The sequence below is a fragment of the Capsulimonas corticalis genome (assembly GCF_003574315.2).
GTDB classification, from domain to species: domain Bacteria; phylum Armatimonadota; class Armatimonadia; order Armatimonadales; family Capsulimonadaceae; genus Capsulimonas; species Capsulimonas corticalis.
Map to the genome: position 1 here is coordinate 3,884,010 of NZ_AP025739.1, position 16,226 is coordinate 3,900,235.

13 protein-coding genes and 1 tRNA gene are annotated in these 16,226 nt (G+C 56.5%); 10 read left to right on the forward strand and 4 right to left on the reverse strand.

Annotation, left to right across the window (positions count from 1 at the left end):
- Window positions 1–17: 17 nt before the first annotated feature.
- From D5261_RS16545 to D5261_RS16560, 4 genes are all read left to right on the forward strand, one after another.
- Window positions 18–2,018, forward strand: a complete 2,001-nt coding sequence (locus D5261_RS16545; protein WP_119324249.1) for an RICIN domain-containing protein — start codon at window positions 18–20, stop codon at window positions 2,016–2,018.
- Window positions 2,019–2,301: 283 nt separating this feature from the next.
- Window positions 2,302–4,185 (forward strand): RICIN domain-containing protein, encoded by a 1,884-nt coding sequence (locus D5261_RS16550; RefSeq protein WP_301002017.1) that lies wholly within the window; start codon window positions 2,302–2,304, stop codon window positions 4,183–4,185.
- Between the two features lie 127 nt (window positions 4,186–4,312).
- Window positions 4,313–6,346 (forward strand): RICIN domain-containing protein, encoded by a 2,034-nt coding sequence (locus tag D5261_RS16555; RefSeq protein WP_301002018.1) that lies wholly within the window; start codon window positions 4,313–4,315, stop codon window positions 6,344–6,346.
- Between the two features lie 30 nt (window positions 6,347–6,376).
- Entirely contained in the window at window positions 6,377–8,368 is a 1,992-nt protein-coding gene (locus tag D5261_RS16560) for an RICIN domain-containing protein (RefSeq protein ID WP_165864704.1), read from the forward strand.
- Between the two features lie 108 nt (window positions 8,369–8,476).
- Here D5261_RS16560 and D5261_RS16565 read toward each other — a convergent pair whose 3' ends face one another.
- On the reverse strand, window positions 8,477–8,752 hold the full coding sequence (locus D5261_RS16565) for a hypothetical protein (RefSeq protein WP_125206439.1): 276 nt from the start codon (window positions 8,750–8,752) through the stop codon (window positions 8,477–8,479).
- 248 nt (window positions 8,753–9,000) lie between these two features.
- On the opposite strand from D5261_RS16565, the gene D5261_RS16570 reads away from it, so the two are divergent.
- Window positions 9,001–9,492, forward strand: coding sequence for a DinB family protein (locus D5261_RS16570; RefSeq protein WP_165864705.1), 492 nt, complete (start codon window positions 9,001–9,003; stop codon window positions 9,490–9,492).
- On the opposite strand, the gene D5261_RS16575 is transcribed toward D5261_RS16570, so the two are convergent.
- Entirely contained in the window at window positions 9,489–10,457 is a 969-nt protein-coding gene (locus D5261_RS16575) for a DUF1559 family PulG-like putative transporter (RefSeq protein WP_125206440.1), read from the reverse strand. The two genes, D5261_RS16570 and D5261_RS16575, sit on opposite strands and share 4 nt — an antisense overlap.
- Before the next feature lie 161 nt (window positions 10,458–10,618).
- On the opposite strand from D5261_RS16575, the gene D5261_RS16580 reads away from it, so the two are divergent.
- From D5261_RS16580 to D5261_RS16600, 5 genes are all read left to right on the forward strand, one after another.
- The gene (locus D5261_RS16580) at window positions 10,619–11,095 is read left to right on the forward strand and encodes a DinB family protein (protein ID WP_119325318.1); all 477 of its coding nucleotides are present in this window, start codon (window positions 10,619–10,621) and stop codon (window positions 11,093–11,095) included.
- A 52-nt stretch (window positions 11,096–11,147) separates the two neighbouring features.
- Window positions 11,148–11,618, forward strand: a complete 471-nt coding sequence (locus tag D5261_RS16585) for a hypothetical protein (RefSeq protein ID WP_119325319.1) — start codon at window positions 11,148–11,150, stop codon at window positions 11,616–11,618.
- A gap of 144 nt (window positions 11,619–11,762) precedes the next feature.
- Window positions 11,763–12,332: a helix-turn-helix domain-containing protein gene (locus D5261_RS16590; RefSeq protein ID WP_119325348.1), complete on the forward strand. Its 570-nt coding sequence runs from the start codon at window positions 11,763–11,765 to the stop codon at window positions 12,330–12,332.
- A gap of 5 nt (window positions 12,333–12,337) precedes the next feature.
- Window positions 12,338–12,913, forward strand: coding sequence for an IS630 family transposase (locus D5261_RS33455; protein WP_301002057.1), 576 nt, complete (start codon window positions 12,338–12,340; stop codon window positions 12,911–12,913).
- Window positions 12,914–12,973: 60 nt separating this feature from the next.
- Complete coding sequence (locus tag D5261_RS16600; protein WP_119325306.1) at window positions 12,974–13,768, forward strand: hypothetical protein; 795 nt, start codon at window positions 12,974–12,976, stop codon at window positions 13,766–13,768.
- A 356-nt stretch (window positions 13,769–14,124) separates the two neighbouring features.
- Here D5261_RS16600 and D5261_RS16605 read toward each other — a convergent pair whose 3' ends face one another.
- Window positions 14,125–15,918 (reverse strand): phosphorylase family protein, encoded by a 1,794-nt coding sequence (locus tag D5261_RS16605; RefSeq protein WP_119325307.1) that lies wholly within the window; start codon window positions 15,916–15,918, stop codon window positions 14,125–14,127.
- A 223-nt stretch (window positions 15,919–16,141) separates the two neighbouring features.
- Window positions 16,142–16,218: transfer RNA gene (locus tag D5261_RS16610), tRNA-Met, on the reverse strand.
- Between the last annotated feature and the right edge of the window lie 8 nt (window positions 16,219–16,226).

Sequence of the window (16,226 nt, forward strand, 5' to 3'; positions counted from 1 at the left end):
GATGAAGGAGACATAGCATGACTGACATCTCAAGGGCGTTTCGGCGGCTCGCCGCCACCGTCGCGGCGGGAGCCGCCTTCGCCGCGCTGACGCCCGCCGCCCAGGCCGACAATTACGCCTGCATCTTTTACTTTTCGAGTTTTGGGGATACGTTCTTCCAGCCGGGCAATCTCGCTCCTACGGGGGATTCGTGGATCATGCAGGGACAAAGCCCGGCGTACAGCCCCGGCGGCGGGTTAAGCAACTGGTGGGGCAAGCCGCTCTGGGCGGCGACCCATGGCGACGGCACGATCAAAAACAACTATCGGTTCTATTTCAATGGCGATCCCGCGCAGACCAACAACGATCTGCTCGACTACCACGCCGACCTTTTGACGCGAATGGGCGTGGACTTCGTCGTGCTGGACTTCACCAACGGCGCCGGCGACTTTCCCAACGGCCCGACGTATTTGACGGCGACCAAGGCGCTTTGCAACCGCTGGCAGGCGCGAATCGCGGCCGGATTGCCCACGCCGAAAATCGTCTTTTTTGCCTACAATGAAGACACGCTCAACACGATCCAGAACACCTATTTCGCCAACTACGACCCAAATCTGTTCTTCAACTATCTTGGGAAAAAGCTCGTCCTCGTCGCCCGTCCGAACATGAACCTGGGGCAGGGGGACGCCGGGCAGCCCGCCATTCCCACCAGCGGCGCATTCGCCAACTACACCTGCCGCCACACCTGGGGGCTTCAAACCGATGGCTCCTGCTGGCAGTTCAAAGTGGGGTCCAATACGCCGCCGCCCGCGTTTATGTATAACGGAGCGCCCGAGCAGATGTGCGCGCCGGTCTCCTCGCAATCCAGCACCATGACCACCGACGGCGTCAACCCCAGCCCCGGCGCGTTCGGCCGCAACGACGGCCAGTATTTCAACACCTATATGACGGCGGCGCAGCAAACAAAGCCGACCTTCACGTTCCTGCATTCCTGGAATGAATGGAACGCCGGCAATTTCGGCTCGCAGGGCGCTCCATACTTAGTGGACCAATGGCTCGAAGGTTACAGCTCGGATATCGAGCCGATGGCCGGCGGCCACGGTTACCAATACTACGACTTGGCCGCGCAGCAAGTCGCCCGACTCAAGAGCAACTTCCCGGTCATCTCCGGCCAGTCCTATATGGTTTACAACCAGAACAGCGGCATGGCGCTCGATGTCCCCGGCGGCACGAATGTCCACGGGACACAGCTCCAGCAATGGACTCCCAACGGCGCGACCGCGCAGGCATGGACCTTCCACGACCTCGGCGACGGCTACTGGGAGATCACCAGCGTCGTCAACGGCCTCGCCCTCGACGATTACGGCTGGGGAACGACCGACGGAACCGTGGTCGACCAATGGGACGCAAGCTCTTCGCCAGTCTCGTACGCCCAGCAATGGAGCCTGCGTCCGGCGGGCAACGGCTCCTGGAAGATCGTCAACCGCAACAGCGGCCTGACGCTCGGAATCGCCGGCGCGTCCACCACGGCGGGCGCCAAGACGATGCTTTGGGACGATAACGGCACGGCCGACCACAACTGGTTTCTCATGCCCTCCATCGCCGACGGCTCCTACAAGATCGTGGCGACCACCACCGGCAACGCGCTCGACGTCGCCAATCTCAACAACGGGGCGCTCGCGCAGCTTCACCCTTACGTCAGCGGCGCGAATCAAAAATGGAGCATCCACAACCTGGGCAACGGCAGCTTCTCCATCCGCAACGCCAACGGACGCTCACTCGACTGCATCGGCTGCTCGCCCGCCAACGGAACACAAACCGAACTTTACGACTACTGGGGCGGCCCCTGCCAGCAATGGACCATTACGCCAACACCCGGCGGCGCGTACCGAATCAGTACGGCCAATCCCAAGACCGATGGAACGCACGACGTCCTCGACGGCGCGGGCTGCTCCGGCGCGTCCGGAGCCAATGTGCTCCTTTGGACCTGGGGCGGCGGCGGTTGCCAGCAGACGTGGTACATACAGCCGGCGAATTAAGACCGGCCAATTGCGGATTTAATGACGCAAAAGAACGCAAGCGGATTTCGTAGTCAGGCCGGCGAATAAATTCGCGCCTATAAGTATGGTCGTCCCCCTCCGGGGACTTCAGAACGTTTACGATCACGTTTCTGAACCCGCGCAGGCGGGTGACCGTACTTTTAGCCGCGAATTCATTCGCCAGGCATCCTAACGGCGAAGCGCCTTTCTATGTAGGTTTCAATCGCAATATTTACCATTCAGGTCCGAGCCCACACACTGCACTTCACAGGAGAAACTCACCATGTCCCTCGCTTCTATCCTGGGCGTCCCCAGAACTCTTCGCCTCGGCCGCTCGGTCGCCGCCGCCATGCTTGGCGTCTCCGTGCTCGGCGGCGTAACGGCCGTCACCGCGCCGGCCGCGCGGGCGTTTACCAATCCCGTTTATAGCTCGGCGGACCCATTCGTCACCTACCAAAACGGCGTGTATCTGATGCTCGGCACCAACTATCGCGGCGATGTCACGATCGTTCGGTCGCCCACGATCGCCGGACTTTCTTCATCGCCCCAGCTCAGTGTCTTCGGCACGCCGCGCGGCTTTGAAGCGCCGGAGATCTACTGGCTGAACAACCATTGGTACATCTATTACACGGACTTCAACGCCAACGGCATGGTCGTCATCGAGAGCGACACCTCCGATCCGGCCGGCACATACCATTTTAAGAATGTGCTGACGACGAACTCTTACGACGGGACCATTTTGCAGGTCAACGGCGCGCTGTATCTGGTGAGCTCCACCTTCGGAGACTTGCAAGTGCAGACGATGTCCAATCCTTACACTGTCAGCAGTGGGATGACATCGATCGCGCATATGGACCAGCCCTGGGAATCGGCGGTGATCGAAGCGCCCAATCAGGTCAACCACAATGGGCAGACGTTTTTACTGTACTCGTCCGGCGTCTACAACCAGAACAACTACGCGGTTGGCGCGCTGCGCTATAACGGCGGCGATCCCACCAACGCGGCGTCGTGGACGAAGCTTTCCGGCCCGCGCTTTACCGGCAACGGCGGCGACGCCTTTGGGGCCGGCGCCGCGAGCGCTTTCTACTCGCCTGATGGAACCCAGACATGGTTTGCGTACTCGGCGTACAACGGGGCGCCGGTCGGCGACAACCGCACGATCCGCATCCAGCAGATGTCTTGGAACGGGGACAACACGCCGAATATGGGAGCGCCGGTCGGCTTGGGCGTCAACCTACCGGAGCCGTCGAGCGGCGGGGCCGCAGCCTCCGTCTCCAACGGCGTCTACGAGATTCTCGCGAAGACGACGGGCAATGCATTAGATTGCACGGGCTGTGGCAACACCAATGGGACGCAGGTTGAGCTTTGGAACACTCTGGGCGGCTCCTGCCAGCAATGGGCGGTCTCCTACAAAGGCGGCGGCGCATACTCCGTGCGCACCATCAATCCCGACGGCAGCGTTGGACGCTCGCTCGACGCCACCGGATGCTCGCCCAACGACGGGACCCAAGTTGAGCTCTGGGATTTTAGCTTCGCTCCCTGTCAGCAATGGCAGATCAACCCGCAGCCCGATGGATTCTTCAACATCGCCACCAACCAGGCCAAGTCTGACGGCACGCATGACGTACTGGACGGCAACGGCTGCTCGGGTGCGGCGGGAACGCATGTGATTCTGTGGTCGTGGGGCGGAGGCGGCTGCCAGCAGGAGTGGCAGTTCGCGCCGATCAACACGCCGGCGATCGTGTCGGGCGCTTACTACACGCTGACAAACGTGGCGGCGGGCTTGAACCTGGACGATCCCAACGGAACGAATGCGGCGGGAACAAAGGTCCAGCTGTTCCCGGCGAACGGCGCGACGGCTCAGAACTGGAAGCTGACGCGTCAGGCGGACGGCAACTACACGCTGACCAATCAGGCGGGCGGTTTGAACCTCGACGATCCCAACGGCCTGGGGGCTGGCACGCTCCAGCAGATCTGGCCGGCGAACGGGGCAAGCGCGCAGGAATGGAAGCTGACGGCGTCCGGCAGCGGCGCCTACACGCTGACGAATGCGGCGACCAATCTCAACTTGGACGATCCGAACGGCGCGAATACCGCTGGGACTCAACTTCAACTCTGGCCGTCAAACGGGGCGACGCCCCAGCAGTGGAGACTGACGCCGCAGTAATCATGCTCGCAACCGCCGCGCCGATATTTTCATATCGGCGCGGCGGCTTGATATACGCATGCCCGAATCCTAATATTCGGGCATGCGTATATCAAGCCAAATTGCACGGTCAGAGAGGACGGAAATCATGGCAAGCATCGCGACATTGTGGTCTCGGCTGGCAATTGTTGGACCTTTGGCGTGTCTGGGAATCGGCATGGCCCAGCCCCCGGCGGCGTCGGCCGCCGCGCCCACGCGGATCATGCCGCTGGGCGACTCGGTTACCGATGGCTGGACGCCCGAGCCGGGCGGCTATCGCATTCAGCTTTGGAACGATATCGTCAACAGCGGCGAGGTCGCCGAATTTGTCGGTTCGCAATTCAACGGTCCAGCGGCGCTTGGCTCCCATCACCATGAGGGGCATGCCGGCTGGACCACGAGCGATATCGCCGGGCAGGTGAGCGGCTGGATGGCGGCGTACGCGCCGCAGATCGTCCTTCTGCAAATCGGCACGAACGACATCAACATGAACAAAGATCCGGCGGGCGCGCCCAGCCGCCTCAGCGGCATCATCGATCAGATCTGCACCCAGCTTCCGGCGGGCGGTAAAGTGTTCGTCACAACGCTCACGCCGGAATCCGATCCGAACTTCAACAATCAGATCCTCAATTTCAATAATCAGCTTCCGGGCATTGTCCAGAGCAAGCAGAGCGTCGGCAAGCCTGTGTTTCTGGTGGATCAGTACCATACGATCACGACCGCGGACCTCGCCGATGGAACCCATCCCACCCCCGCCGGCTACTCCCGCATGGGCGACGCCTGGTTCAGCGCCATCCAGTCGTCGGTCGCGTCCGGCGGAACCGGCGTGAACGTCGCTGTCGGAAAGGCGGTGACCGCCTCCAGCTCCGGCGCGGGGCGCGCCGCCAGTTTGGCGGTTGACGCCAACTGTGGCACGGAGTGGACCGCCAACGGCAACATCCGTCCGTCCTCCCTCACCGTGGACCTGGGCGCCAATGTCAATATTTCGCGCGCGGAGACGCAGTTCGAGTTTGGCGACGGCGAGTTCTATCAGTATCGCATCGATTCTTCAACGGACGGCGTGAACTGGACAACCTACGCCGATCGCACCGGCAACACGGCGCCGACGTCGCTCTATGTGGACAACAATCCGGTTACCGCGCGCTATTTCCGGGTTACGGGAACGGCGGCGCAAAATTCGGGAGATTGGATCGGTATTTCAGAATTCCAACTTTACAATGGAGCATCGACTGTCGCCGCTTCTTCATTGACTAACGGCGTCTATGAGATCCTCGCGAAGACGACGGGCAACGCATTAGATTGCACGGGCTGTGGCAACACCAACGGGACGCAGGTTGAGCTTTGGAACACACTCGGCGGCTCCTGCCAGCAATGGGCGGTCTCCTACAAAGGCGGCGGCGCATACTCCGTGCGCACCATCAACCCCGACGGCAGCGTTGGACGCTCGCTCGACGCCACCGGATGCTCGCCCAACGACGGGACCCAAGTTGAGCTCTGGGATTTTAGCTTCGCTCCCTGTCAGCAATGGCAGATCAACCCGCAGCCCGATGGATTCTTCAACATCGCCACCAACCAGGCCAAGTCTGACGGCACGCATGACGTACTGGACGGCAACGGCTGCTCGGGTGCGGCGGGAACGCATGTGATTCTGTGGTCGTGGGGCGGAGGCGGCTGCCAGCAGGAGTGGCAGTTCGCGCCGATCAACACGCCGGCGATCGTGTCGGGCGCTTACTACACGCTGACAAACGTGGCGGCGGGCTTGAACCTGGACGATCCCAACGGAACGAATGCGGCGGGAACAAAGGTCCAGCTGTTCCCGGCGAACGGCGCGACGGCTCAGAACTGGAAGCTGACGCGTCAGGCGGACGGCAACTACACGCTGACCAATCAGGCGGGCGGTTTGAACCTCGACGATCCCAACGGCCTGGGGGCTGGCACGCTCCAGCAGATCTGGCCGGCGAACGGGGCAAGCGCGCAGGAATGGAAGCTGACGGCGTCCGGCAGCGGCGCCTACACGCTGACGAATGCGGCGACCAATCTCAACTTGGATGATCCGAACGGCGCGAATACCGCTGGGACTCAGATTCAGCTCTGGGCGTCGAATGGGGCGACGCCTCAGCAGTGGCGGCTAACGCCGCAGTAAATCCCTCGTCACATGCTGAAGGAGAAAATCATGCCTGACATCTCGAGAACGTTTCGGCGGCTCGCCGCCGCAGTGGCGGCGGGAGCGGCGGTCGCCATGCTGGCGCCGGCCGCCAAAGCCGACAACTACGCGTGTTTGTTTTATTTCCCGGGCTACGGAGACACACTGTATACGCCCAGCGATGAAATCTCGCCGGCCGGGGATTCGTGGATCATGCAGGGGCAGAACCCGGCGTATGGACCTCCCGGAACGCTCTCCTGGTGGGGCAAGCCGCTGTGGGCGGCGACGCACGGCGACGGGACGATCGTCAATAACTATCGGTTCTATTCCAATGGCGATCCGACGCAGACCAACAATGCCCTGCTTGACTATCACGCCGATCTGATCAGCCGCGCGGGCGTGGATTTCGTCGTGCTGGACTTCACGAACGGCGCTCAGGACTTTTTCGCCGGCCCCAGTTATGTGTCCGGGACAAAGGCGCTTCTCAACCGATGGCAGGCGCGTCTGGCGGCTGGACTGCCGACGCCGAAAGTTGTCTTTTTCGCCTACAATGAAGACACGCTCAACACGATTCAGAGCACGTTTTTCGCCAATTACAATCCGAATCTGTTCTTCAACTACCTTGGCAAAAAGCTTGTCCTGGTCGCCAAGCCCAATATGAGCCTGGGGCAGGGGGATCCCGGTCAGCCGGCGATCCCGACCAGCGGCGCGTTCGCCAACTATACCTGCCGCCATGCCTGGGCGCTCGACACCAGCGGCTCCTGCTGGCAGTTCAAGGAGGACGCCACGACGCCTCCGCCGGCGTTTATGTATAATGGAACGCCCGAGCAGATGTGCGTCCCGGTCTCCTGCGGCGGGACATCGGATGGAGTCAATCTGCTGCCAAACGCTCAGGGGCGGCAGGACGGCGCGTTCTTCAATAAGTATATGACGGCGGCGCAGCAGGTCAAGCCGACGTTTACGTTCCTGCATTCGTGGAATGAATGGAACGCTCGCAATGGCGGTACGCAGGCGAATCCGCAATTTATCGACCAGTGGCTCACGGAGTGGAGTTCGGACATTGAGCCGATGGCGGGCGGCCATGGCTATCAGTACTACGACCTGGCCGCGCAGCAAGTCGCGAGACTCAAGGGCAACTTCCCGGTGATTTCCGGACAATCGTATATGCTGCTCAATGAAAATAGCAACATGGCGCTGGACGTTCCCAATGGGACGAATGTCCACGGAACACAGCTTCAGCAATGGACCCCCAACGGAGCCACCGCGCAGGCCTGGAAGTTTACGGATCTGGGCGACGGCTACTGGGAGCTCATCAATGTCGCCAGCGGATTGGCCCTCGACGATTACGGCTGGGGAACGGCGAACGGCACAGTCGTGGATCAATGGGACGCCAGCGCGTCTCCAGTGACGAACGCCCAGCAATGGAGTCTGCGACCGGCGGGCGACGGCTCCTGGAAGGTTGTCAACCGCAACAGCGGCCGGACGCTCGCCATTTCGGGTGCCTCCACATCGGCGGGCGCTAAGACGATCCTCTGGGACGACAATGGCACGACCGACCACAACTGGTTCCTCATGCCCTACATCGCCGACGGCTCCTACAAGATCGTCGCGACGACTACGGGGAACGCGCTCGACGTCGCCAATCTCAACAATGGAGCGCTCGCGCAGCTTCACTCCTACGCGAGCGGCGCGAACCAAAAATGGAGCATCCACAACCTGGGCAACGGCAGCTTCTCGATTCGCAACGCCAACGGACGCTCACTCGACTGCACCGGCTGCTCGTCCGCCAACGGTACGCAAACCGAGCTTTATGATTACTGGGGCGGTCCCTGCCAGCAATGGAAGATCGTTCCCGTTGGCGGCGGCGTCTACCGGATTGTCACGGCTCAGGCCAAAGCCGATGGGACGTGCGACGTGCTCGACGGCGCGGGCTGCTCCGGTACCTCGGGGACGAACGTGCTGCTGTGGAGCTGGAACGGCGGCGGCTGCCAGCAGACTTGGTACATTCAGCCGGCGAACTAAGCCTCGGCAATAGCCGATTGATTTTGGGATGACGCCTTCGACGCCAAAAAGGCCGGTGAATCAATTCACCGGCCTTTTTGACACGTCTCAGATCTCAGATCCGTAATATTACTTCGGCGCCGCCGCTGGTCCTGGCGCTCCGGGAGCTCCCGGGGCTCCAGGCGCGCCCGATGCTCCGGGGGCTCCGGCTGGTCCAGGAGGTCCTGGCGACGCAGGGACGACGACTGTCGTATCCTTCGGAGCAGGCGCGGGCGTCACGACGGTCGTTGTCGAAGGCGCGGGCTCAGCCGCCGGCTGATCCTGGTTGCATCCCGTAACTCCGAATGTGACGGCGCTCAGCATCAGGGATGCCCCGATCAGTCGTATCGCGATTCCATTTCTCATGTGCATGCACTCCTTAAGAATAAGAATCTTTCACGTAAAGAGAAATGTTCCCTCCAGTGATTCTTAATGACTGCATATACCCCGGATCTTCGCTGCGATAAACGCGCGCCGATGGGACTTCTTTCGCGACGTTCGAGGCGGTCAACCTCGCAGGATTCTCATCTGCGCGAGACGAACCTTTCTCCCGTCGCGCACTGCGGAAATCGTCCCGCCGCAACGACTTTTTATCCATGCAGGAGATATCGCTTATGTCGCCGCTCGACCATTACCGTCAGATGTACGAATACGAAAAAGAGTGCGACCAAAAGATGCTCGCCATGATCGAATCGGTCCCGAACGTCCATCGCGGCGACGCCCGGTTCCAGCAAGCCGTCACGCTCGCCGGGCACCTGGCGGCCTGCCGTGAGAACTGGCTCGACTACATGGACCGTGACGGCCTTCAGCAGGCGCCCTGGTGGGACAGCGCCTGTGATCTCGCCACATTGCCCTCGCGCTACGCGGCTCTTCAGGCCGGATGGACCGACTATCTCGCGCGCCTTGACGACGATCGCCTCGCCTCAGACTTCCAGTTTCCCATTGATGGAGGCGTGTTCTATCGATTGAAAACCGAAATACAGGTCGTCCAACTGATCGGGCACGCCAGCTATCATCGTGGGCAGATCGCTTTGCTGGTCGACCAATTGGGAGGAGAAACAGTCGATACCGACTACGCTGACTGGGCTGTGTCCGCTTCTGCTTAAATCGGACAGAATGTGGCCGCCCAGCGCTGTGAGGATTCCGTTCCTGCGGGGGATGCTCCGGTGCGCAGGTCCTGGTCGTCGGTGGACTGCGTGATTACGGTTGGGTCAGGGTTATTGGGGCCAAAGTAGACCCCGGACGAGACTTGGGATCCTAGCATCCATTTGACATGCCCGTCCGCCAGCAGAAAATTCGATCCCTCGCCATGCCTCGGCTTATCTTCGAACACGAGTGGCTGCGGCTTGCGCCCTCCGAGGGGACCGGTGGCGTACGACGCTCCATTGCGGCCGGACAGCCCGCTCGCCCAAGTGATGATTTCCAGCCCCTCGCCGCACGCCGAATAATAGCTGATGCTGCCGCCCGTTTCCTCCGCGTTTGTCACATTCGCCACGGAATCGAACCAGCCGTCGGAGCGTTTGCCGATTTCGAACATCATGACTGTCTTCGCGGGCGCGTTCAGCGAGGGAGTAAATCCGTCGATGCCGTACTGGTAGGAAAGCAAGTTGGTGTTGAAATCATAGGACATCGGATAGAGGGTGTCTGGCCCCATGGGCAGACTCTGGGTGGTGTCGTTCGGGCATTGATAGATATTGGTGGATTTCACGTACGGGTAGAGCTTGCCTGCCCATCCCGCGCACCAATTGACGTTGACCGTGGACCAGATCGGGTGCGGCATCCGTTCGTCGTTGTCATTGACATACTGCTGAACGGCAAGCCCCAGCTGGCGGATATTGCTCGCGCAGGATGTCTGCCGCGCTTTCTCGCGTGCTTTCGCGAACACAGGAAACAAGATTGCAGCGATAATCGCCACCACGGCGATGACGACCAGCAGCTCGATCAGGGTAAATCCAAATCTCTTCGTATTGTTCATCGGCTGCATTCCTTTGCATTGGATCACTTCAAAGATGTTCCATTCCGGCATCCCGATCCCCTGCGCGATCTGCACAACAGGGTGTGACTGATTCAACGCAGCAGCGGCCGTATCATTTCTTGGACGATCTGTCGAATTCCGGTCCGGCCGTTCGACGATATCGTGAAGGCCGGGCGACCAGCCTGAGTTGCCGGCCGACCAGATCCAGAGCAGGATGCCTGCGCAATTACTACAAGTTCACGAGAGGACTGAAAAGAATGGTAGACTATATCGCGATATGCAAGGACCGCACGACAAGCGCCATGGACAGTTTTTTCCATGTGCTGAGCTTCGTTCCTGCGGACAAGCTGACCTGGAAACCGGCGCCGACCGCCAAATCCGCACTGGAGATCGTGGCGCACTGCGCCGGCCACAGCGGCGCCTTCGCCTCCGTGATCCGCGCCGGAAAGTTCCCGGCCACCGTCGAGGAATTCATCGGTCCGATCCAAGCGGCGACCCAGAGCATCACGACATTAGAACAGGCGGAGACGATGCTGCGCAAGGGCATCGCGGACACAATCGCGGCCCTCGATACCGTCCAGCCGGAGCAAGTCGGCAGCACGATGGAAGTGCCCGTTTTGGGTGATACCCCGTTCAATTTCTTATTGGCGCTCCCTGCGCGCCACCTTGAAAGCCACGAGGCGCAGATCGACTATCTCCAAACGTGTTGGGGCGACCTGGAAGTTCATTTCTAGCATCGCGCAGGGTATCTTATCATCCCTCTCACACGAACGGACCTCAGCCAATATGGCGACACTCTTCACCGCCCAATGTGACCGATGCGACTTCAACCAAACCATCGCCGCCCGCACAAACTACGCTTATCGACTGCCGGAGCCGCCCGACGTGTTCCTATGGACGCAATTCGTCTGGTGCGGCGAATGCCGCAAGATTGTCCAAGCGGAAAAGCTGCTCACCGAAGAGGAGATTGACGCATGGCTCGCCGGACAATGGAATCGCCGGATTCGTCTCGACGGCGAGCGCTACCGGCAGATTATTGTGGGGAGGCAATCGCCGGCGCGATGTCTGACGTGTGGCAGTGTAGATATCGTTGCGGCGAAGAGCGGCGAGCATGTGGCTACGGTTTTGCATGGAGATTGTGGAGGAGTGGTCTCCCTCAATCGTAGCGGAAGTGCTCGTATTGAGGGAGGGATCGATGTCTATTCTGCCGAGGGCGAGTTTATTGTTGGGGTGCTTAAGCAGTATTGCTATCCCTAGAGGCTATGACAGAGCTTGAAGAGGCAACGATTTGTTGACACAAGTAGACGAGATTATGTTGAAACATGTAAAAAAATAATAACTAAGTGGTTCATCTCGTAACTGATGGGGTAGGAAATCTCTAGCCATTGCTGGAGGTGCCCCATGTACCTAAAACTGCGTGACCTTACCGCCGAAGAACGAACGACACTGGATCGGATCGCTCGCTCGCGCACCGAAGCCGTTCGCTTAGTGGAACGCGCCAAAATGATCTTGGCGATAAATGAGGGTCAGAGTGGTCCCGAAATCGCACGGCAATTCGGCTGTGACGCCGATAAAGTCTATCGCTGGGTCCATCGGTTTTACGATCAAGGACTGGATGGGCTGCAGGACAAGCGGCGCAGTGGGCGGCCACGCATTTACACGCCTGATCAGTATGCCGAAGTCATTGGAACTGCTCTGACCAGTCCACAAGAGTTACATCTGCCCTTTGCCAGTTGGACGTTAGACCGCTTGGCGGCCTATCTCAAAGAGCAAAAGAACATTGCGATGGGGCGTAACCGTATCGATCAGATTTTGATTGCCGAAGGACTGCTTTTGATTGCCGAAGGACTGCGCTGGCAAACTCAGGAAAGCTGGTTTAGTGTCAAGACCGATCCCGATTTTAAGGCAAAAAGGGGGCGCTCGAAGCACTCTACCAGCAAGTCCCTGAAGATGCCGTTGTCGTCTGTTTAGACGAGATGGGTCCCGAAGCCGCCAAAACTTATCCTGGCAAACAACTGGTTCGAACGCCACAGGTCGGCGACGCGGCCATTCGCGCCAAATACGAAGCTGATTATGGCCGTCGCGGGAAGGGCTACTTCTTTGGAGCCTTCATCCCTGCCACAGGCCAGGCGTTCACCGCACCCTACGAACGGCGTACAGGCGAGAACTGGGTCTGTTTTCTCGAACAGGTTGATCAATGGGAGCCTTGCCAGGGCAAGCGCGTCCTCGCCATTACGGACAATCTTGGTTCGCATTTGGGCACGGATGCCCAGCTCTTTTCTGCGGAACACGCGCACTGGGAATTTGTTTTCACGCCAAAATACGCGCCGTACCTGAACCTGATCGAGCCCTGGTGGAAAATCCTGCGCTCGCTGGCGCTCAAAGGACGCCGCTTCGAAACCTTTGAGCAAATATGCACAGCGGTCGAAGCGGCGACCGATTACTGGAACCATCATCGACACCCATTTCAGTGGGGACATCGACGGCGGCATTTACATCACAGGCAGCCAGGCATAGCGCAAACACCGACTGCCGTAGCAATTACGAGATGAACCACTTAGTAAACAGGTATAATTGGATTTGCGGTTATGAAGTATATAAGGGGAAATAAGATGCAATCTGATGAGAAACCTGTTAGGTTTTTTGCACGTCACTTTGTTCGCCTCTGTGGTATGGCGGTAACTCATGATATCGATGGAAATGAAACAAAACAATACCTAAATTACTCTGCCTTCATAATATCTTACGAGGGCCACTGGACATTGGTAACTGCTGGGCATATAATTGAGGATATCGAAAAGCTATATGCCGCAGGCGGTCGATTCGCCGATGTGGCGCTTGACGACTCTGCGGCTGCTGATGCTACATGTGTATATCCATTACCATTTGATTATCAAAGTGCTCCTAAGATGCACATATTCGATGAAGAAAATGGTATAGACATTGGCTTGATTGCGCTAAGTAATTTCTATTGCCAAGGATTAATAAAAAATAATATCGAGCCTCTTTCGGAACAAAGTTGGCAAATAGACACTCCAGCAGAATTTGATGCATATTGGTTGTTCGGACTTCCTGCTGAAAGAGTTATAGATCAAGGGAATGGGGGCAAGGTTGGCTATGTTATGCTCCATCTCAATCTAGTAGAAGATATTCCTGTCGATATGCGAAAACCTTTCCCAAGATTTTATGCTCAGATTACAGATAAAGGCAGCCTGAAGAGCATAGAAGGAATGAGTGGCGGGCCAATTTTCGGTATTAAGGCACAAGCCGATGATAGGCAGTTTTATTGGCTAGTCGCAGTTCAAAGTGGATGGAGATCAGATATTGGTCTCGTCACGGCATGTCCCATAAATGCATTTTTCGAGTGCATACGATCTGAGATGGCAGCCAAAGGATTAATCTATTAAGTGTTTTGTCAAAGTTGTTGTGATATCGAACTCTATGTACTTTTCGATTTTGGACGAACTCATAAAATGGCACTTGAGTTATCATTATAAATAGGGCTCTCAACAAAAAAGCCCTCAGTAAAAATATTTCACTGAGGGCATCGAAGGCCGTCGATCTGCATAGACCGGCGCCCTAGTGTTTCTTATGTGGGAATCCAAGCGTCAGCTATCTACACATTCGCGCCAGTCAATCGCGCCACCTACGGCACAGCACTTTTCGTTCCCACCGGCGGGCAGCTTCGCAAACATACTCCGCGCCTGGCACAGCAAACCAGAAACAAGCAAGCAGAACTCACGCTTGAGTGATGTTTGCAATTCTACAGTTCATCGGATTCTAACAGGTGAATCACTATAGACGCTGTGTTTCTCATAGCAACCTTCCGTAATATACCAATGGGTTCGACTGCGTCCAGTGCACCTTTATCGCAACTCGCATTATCCGATATGCCTCGGAAAAACAAGGTTCGTATTTTATCGGATTTTAGGCTATTCCTCGTCTCAACAGCCACATGCATACCAGCCGATTTCATTTCGACTACGCTATTACCTCTAGCAGCTAAAACAGGATGCCAGCTTTTTCCTGCTGCTACCGCATCGCTTGATGCAAACGCTACGCAATGCAATGTGACGATATCGTCATGATCAAGTACAGAATCCTTAATTTCGTCTGGTATTTTCTTAATGATGTTATAAATGTTTCGGAAGTTGACCTGAATCTCGTTCCTCTTTTCTTCGAAAACACTTTGTATTATCTTGATAAGATCCTCATCCGCTGTGTAAAGCCTGAGCGGGCTTTCCCCAATATTGGTAATAGATGTGTCTTCAAGATAAGGATCTACTGTCTTGGCAACAGCGACATCACAAACCTTAATATCCTCACTTAGGCTACCACCCACGCCAATCAAAATCAGTAATTGCAGATTTGGACAAGTGTTCAAGAAAGTATTCGTAGCAAGGGCTGTTTGCACTAATCCCATATCTCCTATGAATTGGCACGCGCACTGCTTTTTGCCCAATTCAAAAGAATATAGAAATCGGTCCTCATTAGAATCATAATGAGGGTTAAGAGAAACAGGTAACTGCTCCGAAAAATATCCAAATTCCTCTTCTAGAGGAACTAGTATCCCAACCTCCACCTTCTCTGGCTTAGAAAGATTGGCTAGCGATTCGCTTTTGAATTTCAACATCCATGCCATGAAGTAGCATGCATTCTGGAAGGCGCATTTCTGCGAATGCTTTCGAATTGGCTGAATTTTTTCTCTCGTTTCATCGCAAAAATCGGCTGCTGCACGAATAACGATTGTCTTTATTTGATTGGTCGAGCGTCTCTGGTTGTGCATCCATATTGCTGCCATCATTCCTCCGCTCTCCATATCAAGCATAAGTAGTTTGCGGTCCCGTGCTTTCACCCAGCCTACAGCTGTAGCAGTTGTCGATAGGAGAGTAGCAGATGCGAGGTGTGGCGTATGAATTCCGATAGTGTCTTGTCTCATAAACTCAAGGATATTACTATCAAAGTTCTGGTCTCTTCTCACTCTTAGACAATTTTGTCGGAAGTCTTCGAATCCTTTAGGATCAAGATACATCATGTTTTGGGCAAGGCGAACGAATTCCAATGTGGGGCGGTACACCTCGCCAGAGAACTCAACTCGCTGGTCATTTCCTGTCTTTTGAGTTTCACTCTTTGGGTTATCTGATAATTTGGCTTTCTCCATATAACAGTCGATTTGTGATGCAATGCCAACGTCACCAATTTTGAACTCATCACCCTTCAGGGTGCCACAGAATCCGATTAAAATGATGCGATCTATCCGATAATTGCATTTGCCATCATTTGCCAGTGTCGAAAAATATTCTAGGATTAATTGAGTTGTAATGGCTGTGAAGTCTATACGCTTTGCCTGAATCAGAAACGCGAATGCTTGTCTATTTTCATAGCGCGTCCGGAACCTGCAAAACGGTATGTCCGGCAAATTTTTCCATGATTCGATATGGATTTTATCGGCCGTCAGGATTTCATGGATACCTTCGTTCCAAAATGTCCATGCATGTGTTGGCAACAGGTAGATATCAATCTCTTCTTGTCCAGATGATTCGGTTTCAGTGGTCACAATACACCTCCGTCGAGTAGTCAGCTTTGATTGAATGAAGATCACGAATTATAGGAAAACCTGCTGATTTGTACTATGCTGCAGAATGGATTTCCTCTGCTTAAGACTACCCGGCCAATGCCGCCTTTGAATTACTTCTATCTTGCGGGCGCTTACATGGAAGAAAGTACTAAAAAAAGCCATCCTACAGATAGAAACATCTGTAGGATGGCTTTTTATTGTGTGGGAGCGGGGGTTGGACTTGAACCAACGACCTTCGGGTTATGAGCCCGACGAGCTACCGGACTGCTCCACCCCGCGTCATTTGC

What these genes read in the sequence shown, in the direction of transcription:
- D5261_RS16585 (WP_119325319.1), top strand. Translation starts at nt 11,148, where the DNA reads ATGGCGACACTCTTCACCGCCCAATGTGACCGATGCGACTTCAACCAA.
- D5261_RS16555 (WP_301002018.1), top strand. Translation starts at nt 4,313, where the DNA reads ATGGCAAGCATCGCGACATTGTGGTCTCGGCTGGCAATTGTTGGACCT.
- D5261_RS16565 (WP_125206439.1), bottom strand. Translation starts at nt 8,752, where the DNA reads ATGAGAAATGGAATCGCGATACGACTGATCGGGGCATCCCTGATGCTG.
- D5261_RS33455 (WP_301002057.1), top strand. Translation starts at nt 12,338, where the DNA reads ATGGGTCCCGAAGCCGCCAAAACTTATCCTGGCAAACAACTGGTTCGA.
- D5261_RS16545 (WP_119324249.1), top strand. Translation starts at nt 18, where the DNA reads ATGACTGACATCTCAAGGGCGTTTCGGCGGCTCGCCGCCACCGTCGCG.
- D5261_RS16570 (WP_165864705.1), top strand. Translation starts at nt 9,001, where the DNA reads ATGTCGCCGCTCGACCATTACCGTCAGATGTACGAATACGAAAAAGAG.
- D5261_RS16590 (WP_119325348.1), top strand. Translation starts at nt 11,763, where the DNA reads ATGTACCTAAAACTGCGTGACCTTACCGCCGAAGAACGAACGACACTG.
- D5261_RS16580 (WP_119325318.1), top strand. Translation starts at nt 10,619, where the DNA reads ATGGTAGACTATATCGCGATATGCAAGGACCGCACGACAAGCGCCATG.
- D5261_RS16560 (WP_165864704.1), top strand. Translation starts at nt 6,377, where the DNA reads ATGCCTGACATCTCGAGAACGTTTCGGCGGCTCGCCGCCGCAGTGGCG.
- D5261_RS16600 (WP_119325306.1), top strand. Translation starts at nt 12,974, where the DNA reads ATGCAATCTGATGAGAAACCTGTTAGGTTTTTTGCACGTCACTTTGTT.
- D5261_RS16550 (WP_301002017.1), top strand. Translation starts at nt 2,302, where the DNA reads ATGTCCCTCGCTTCTATCCTGGGCGTCCCCAGAACTCTTCGCCTCGGC.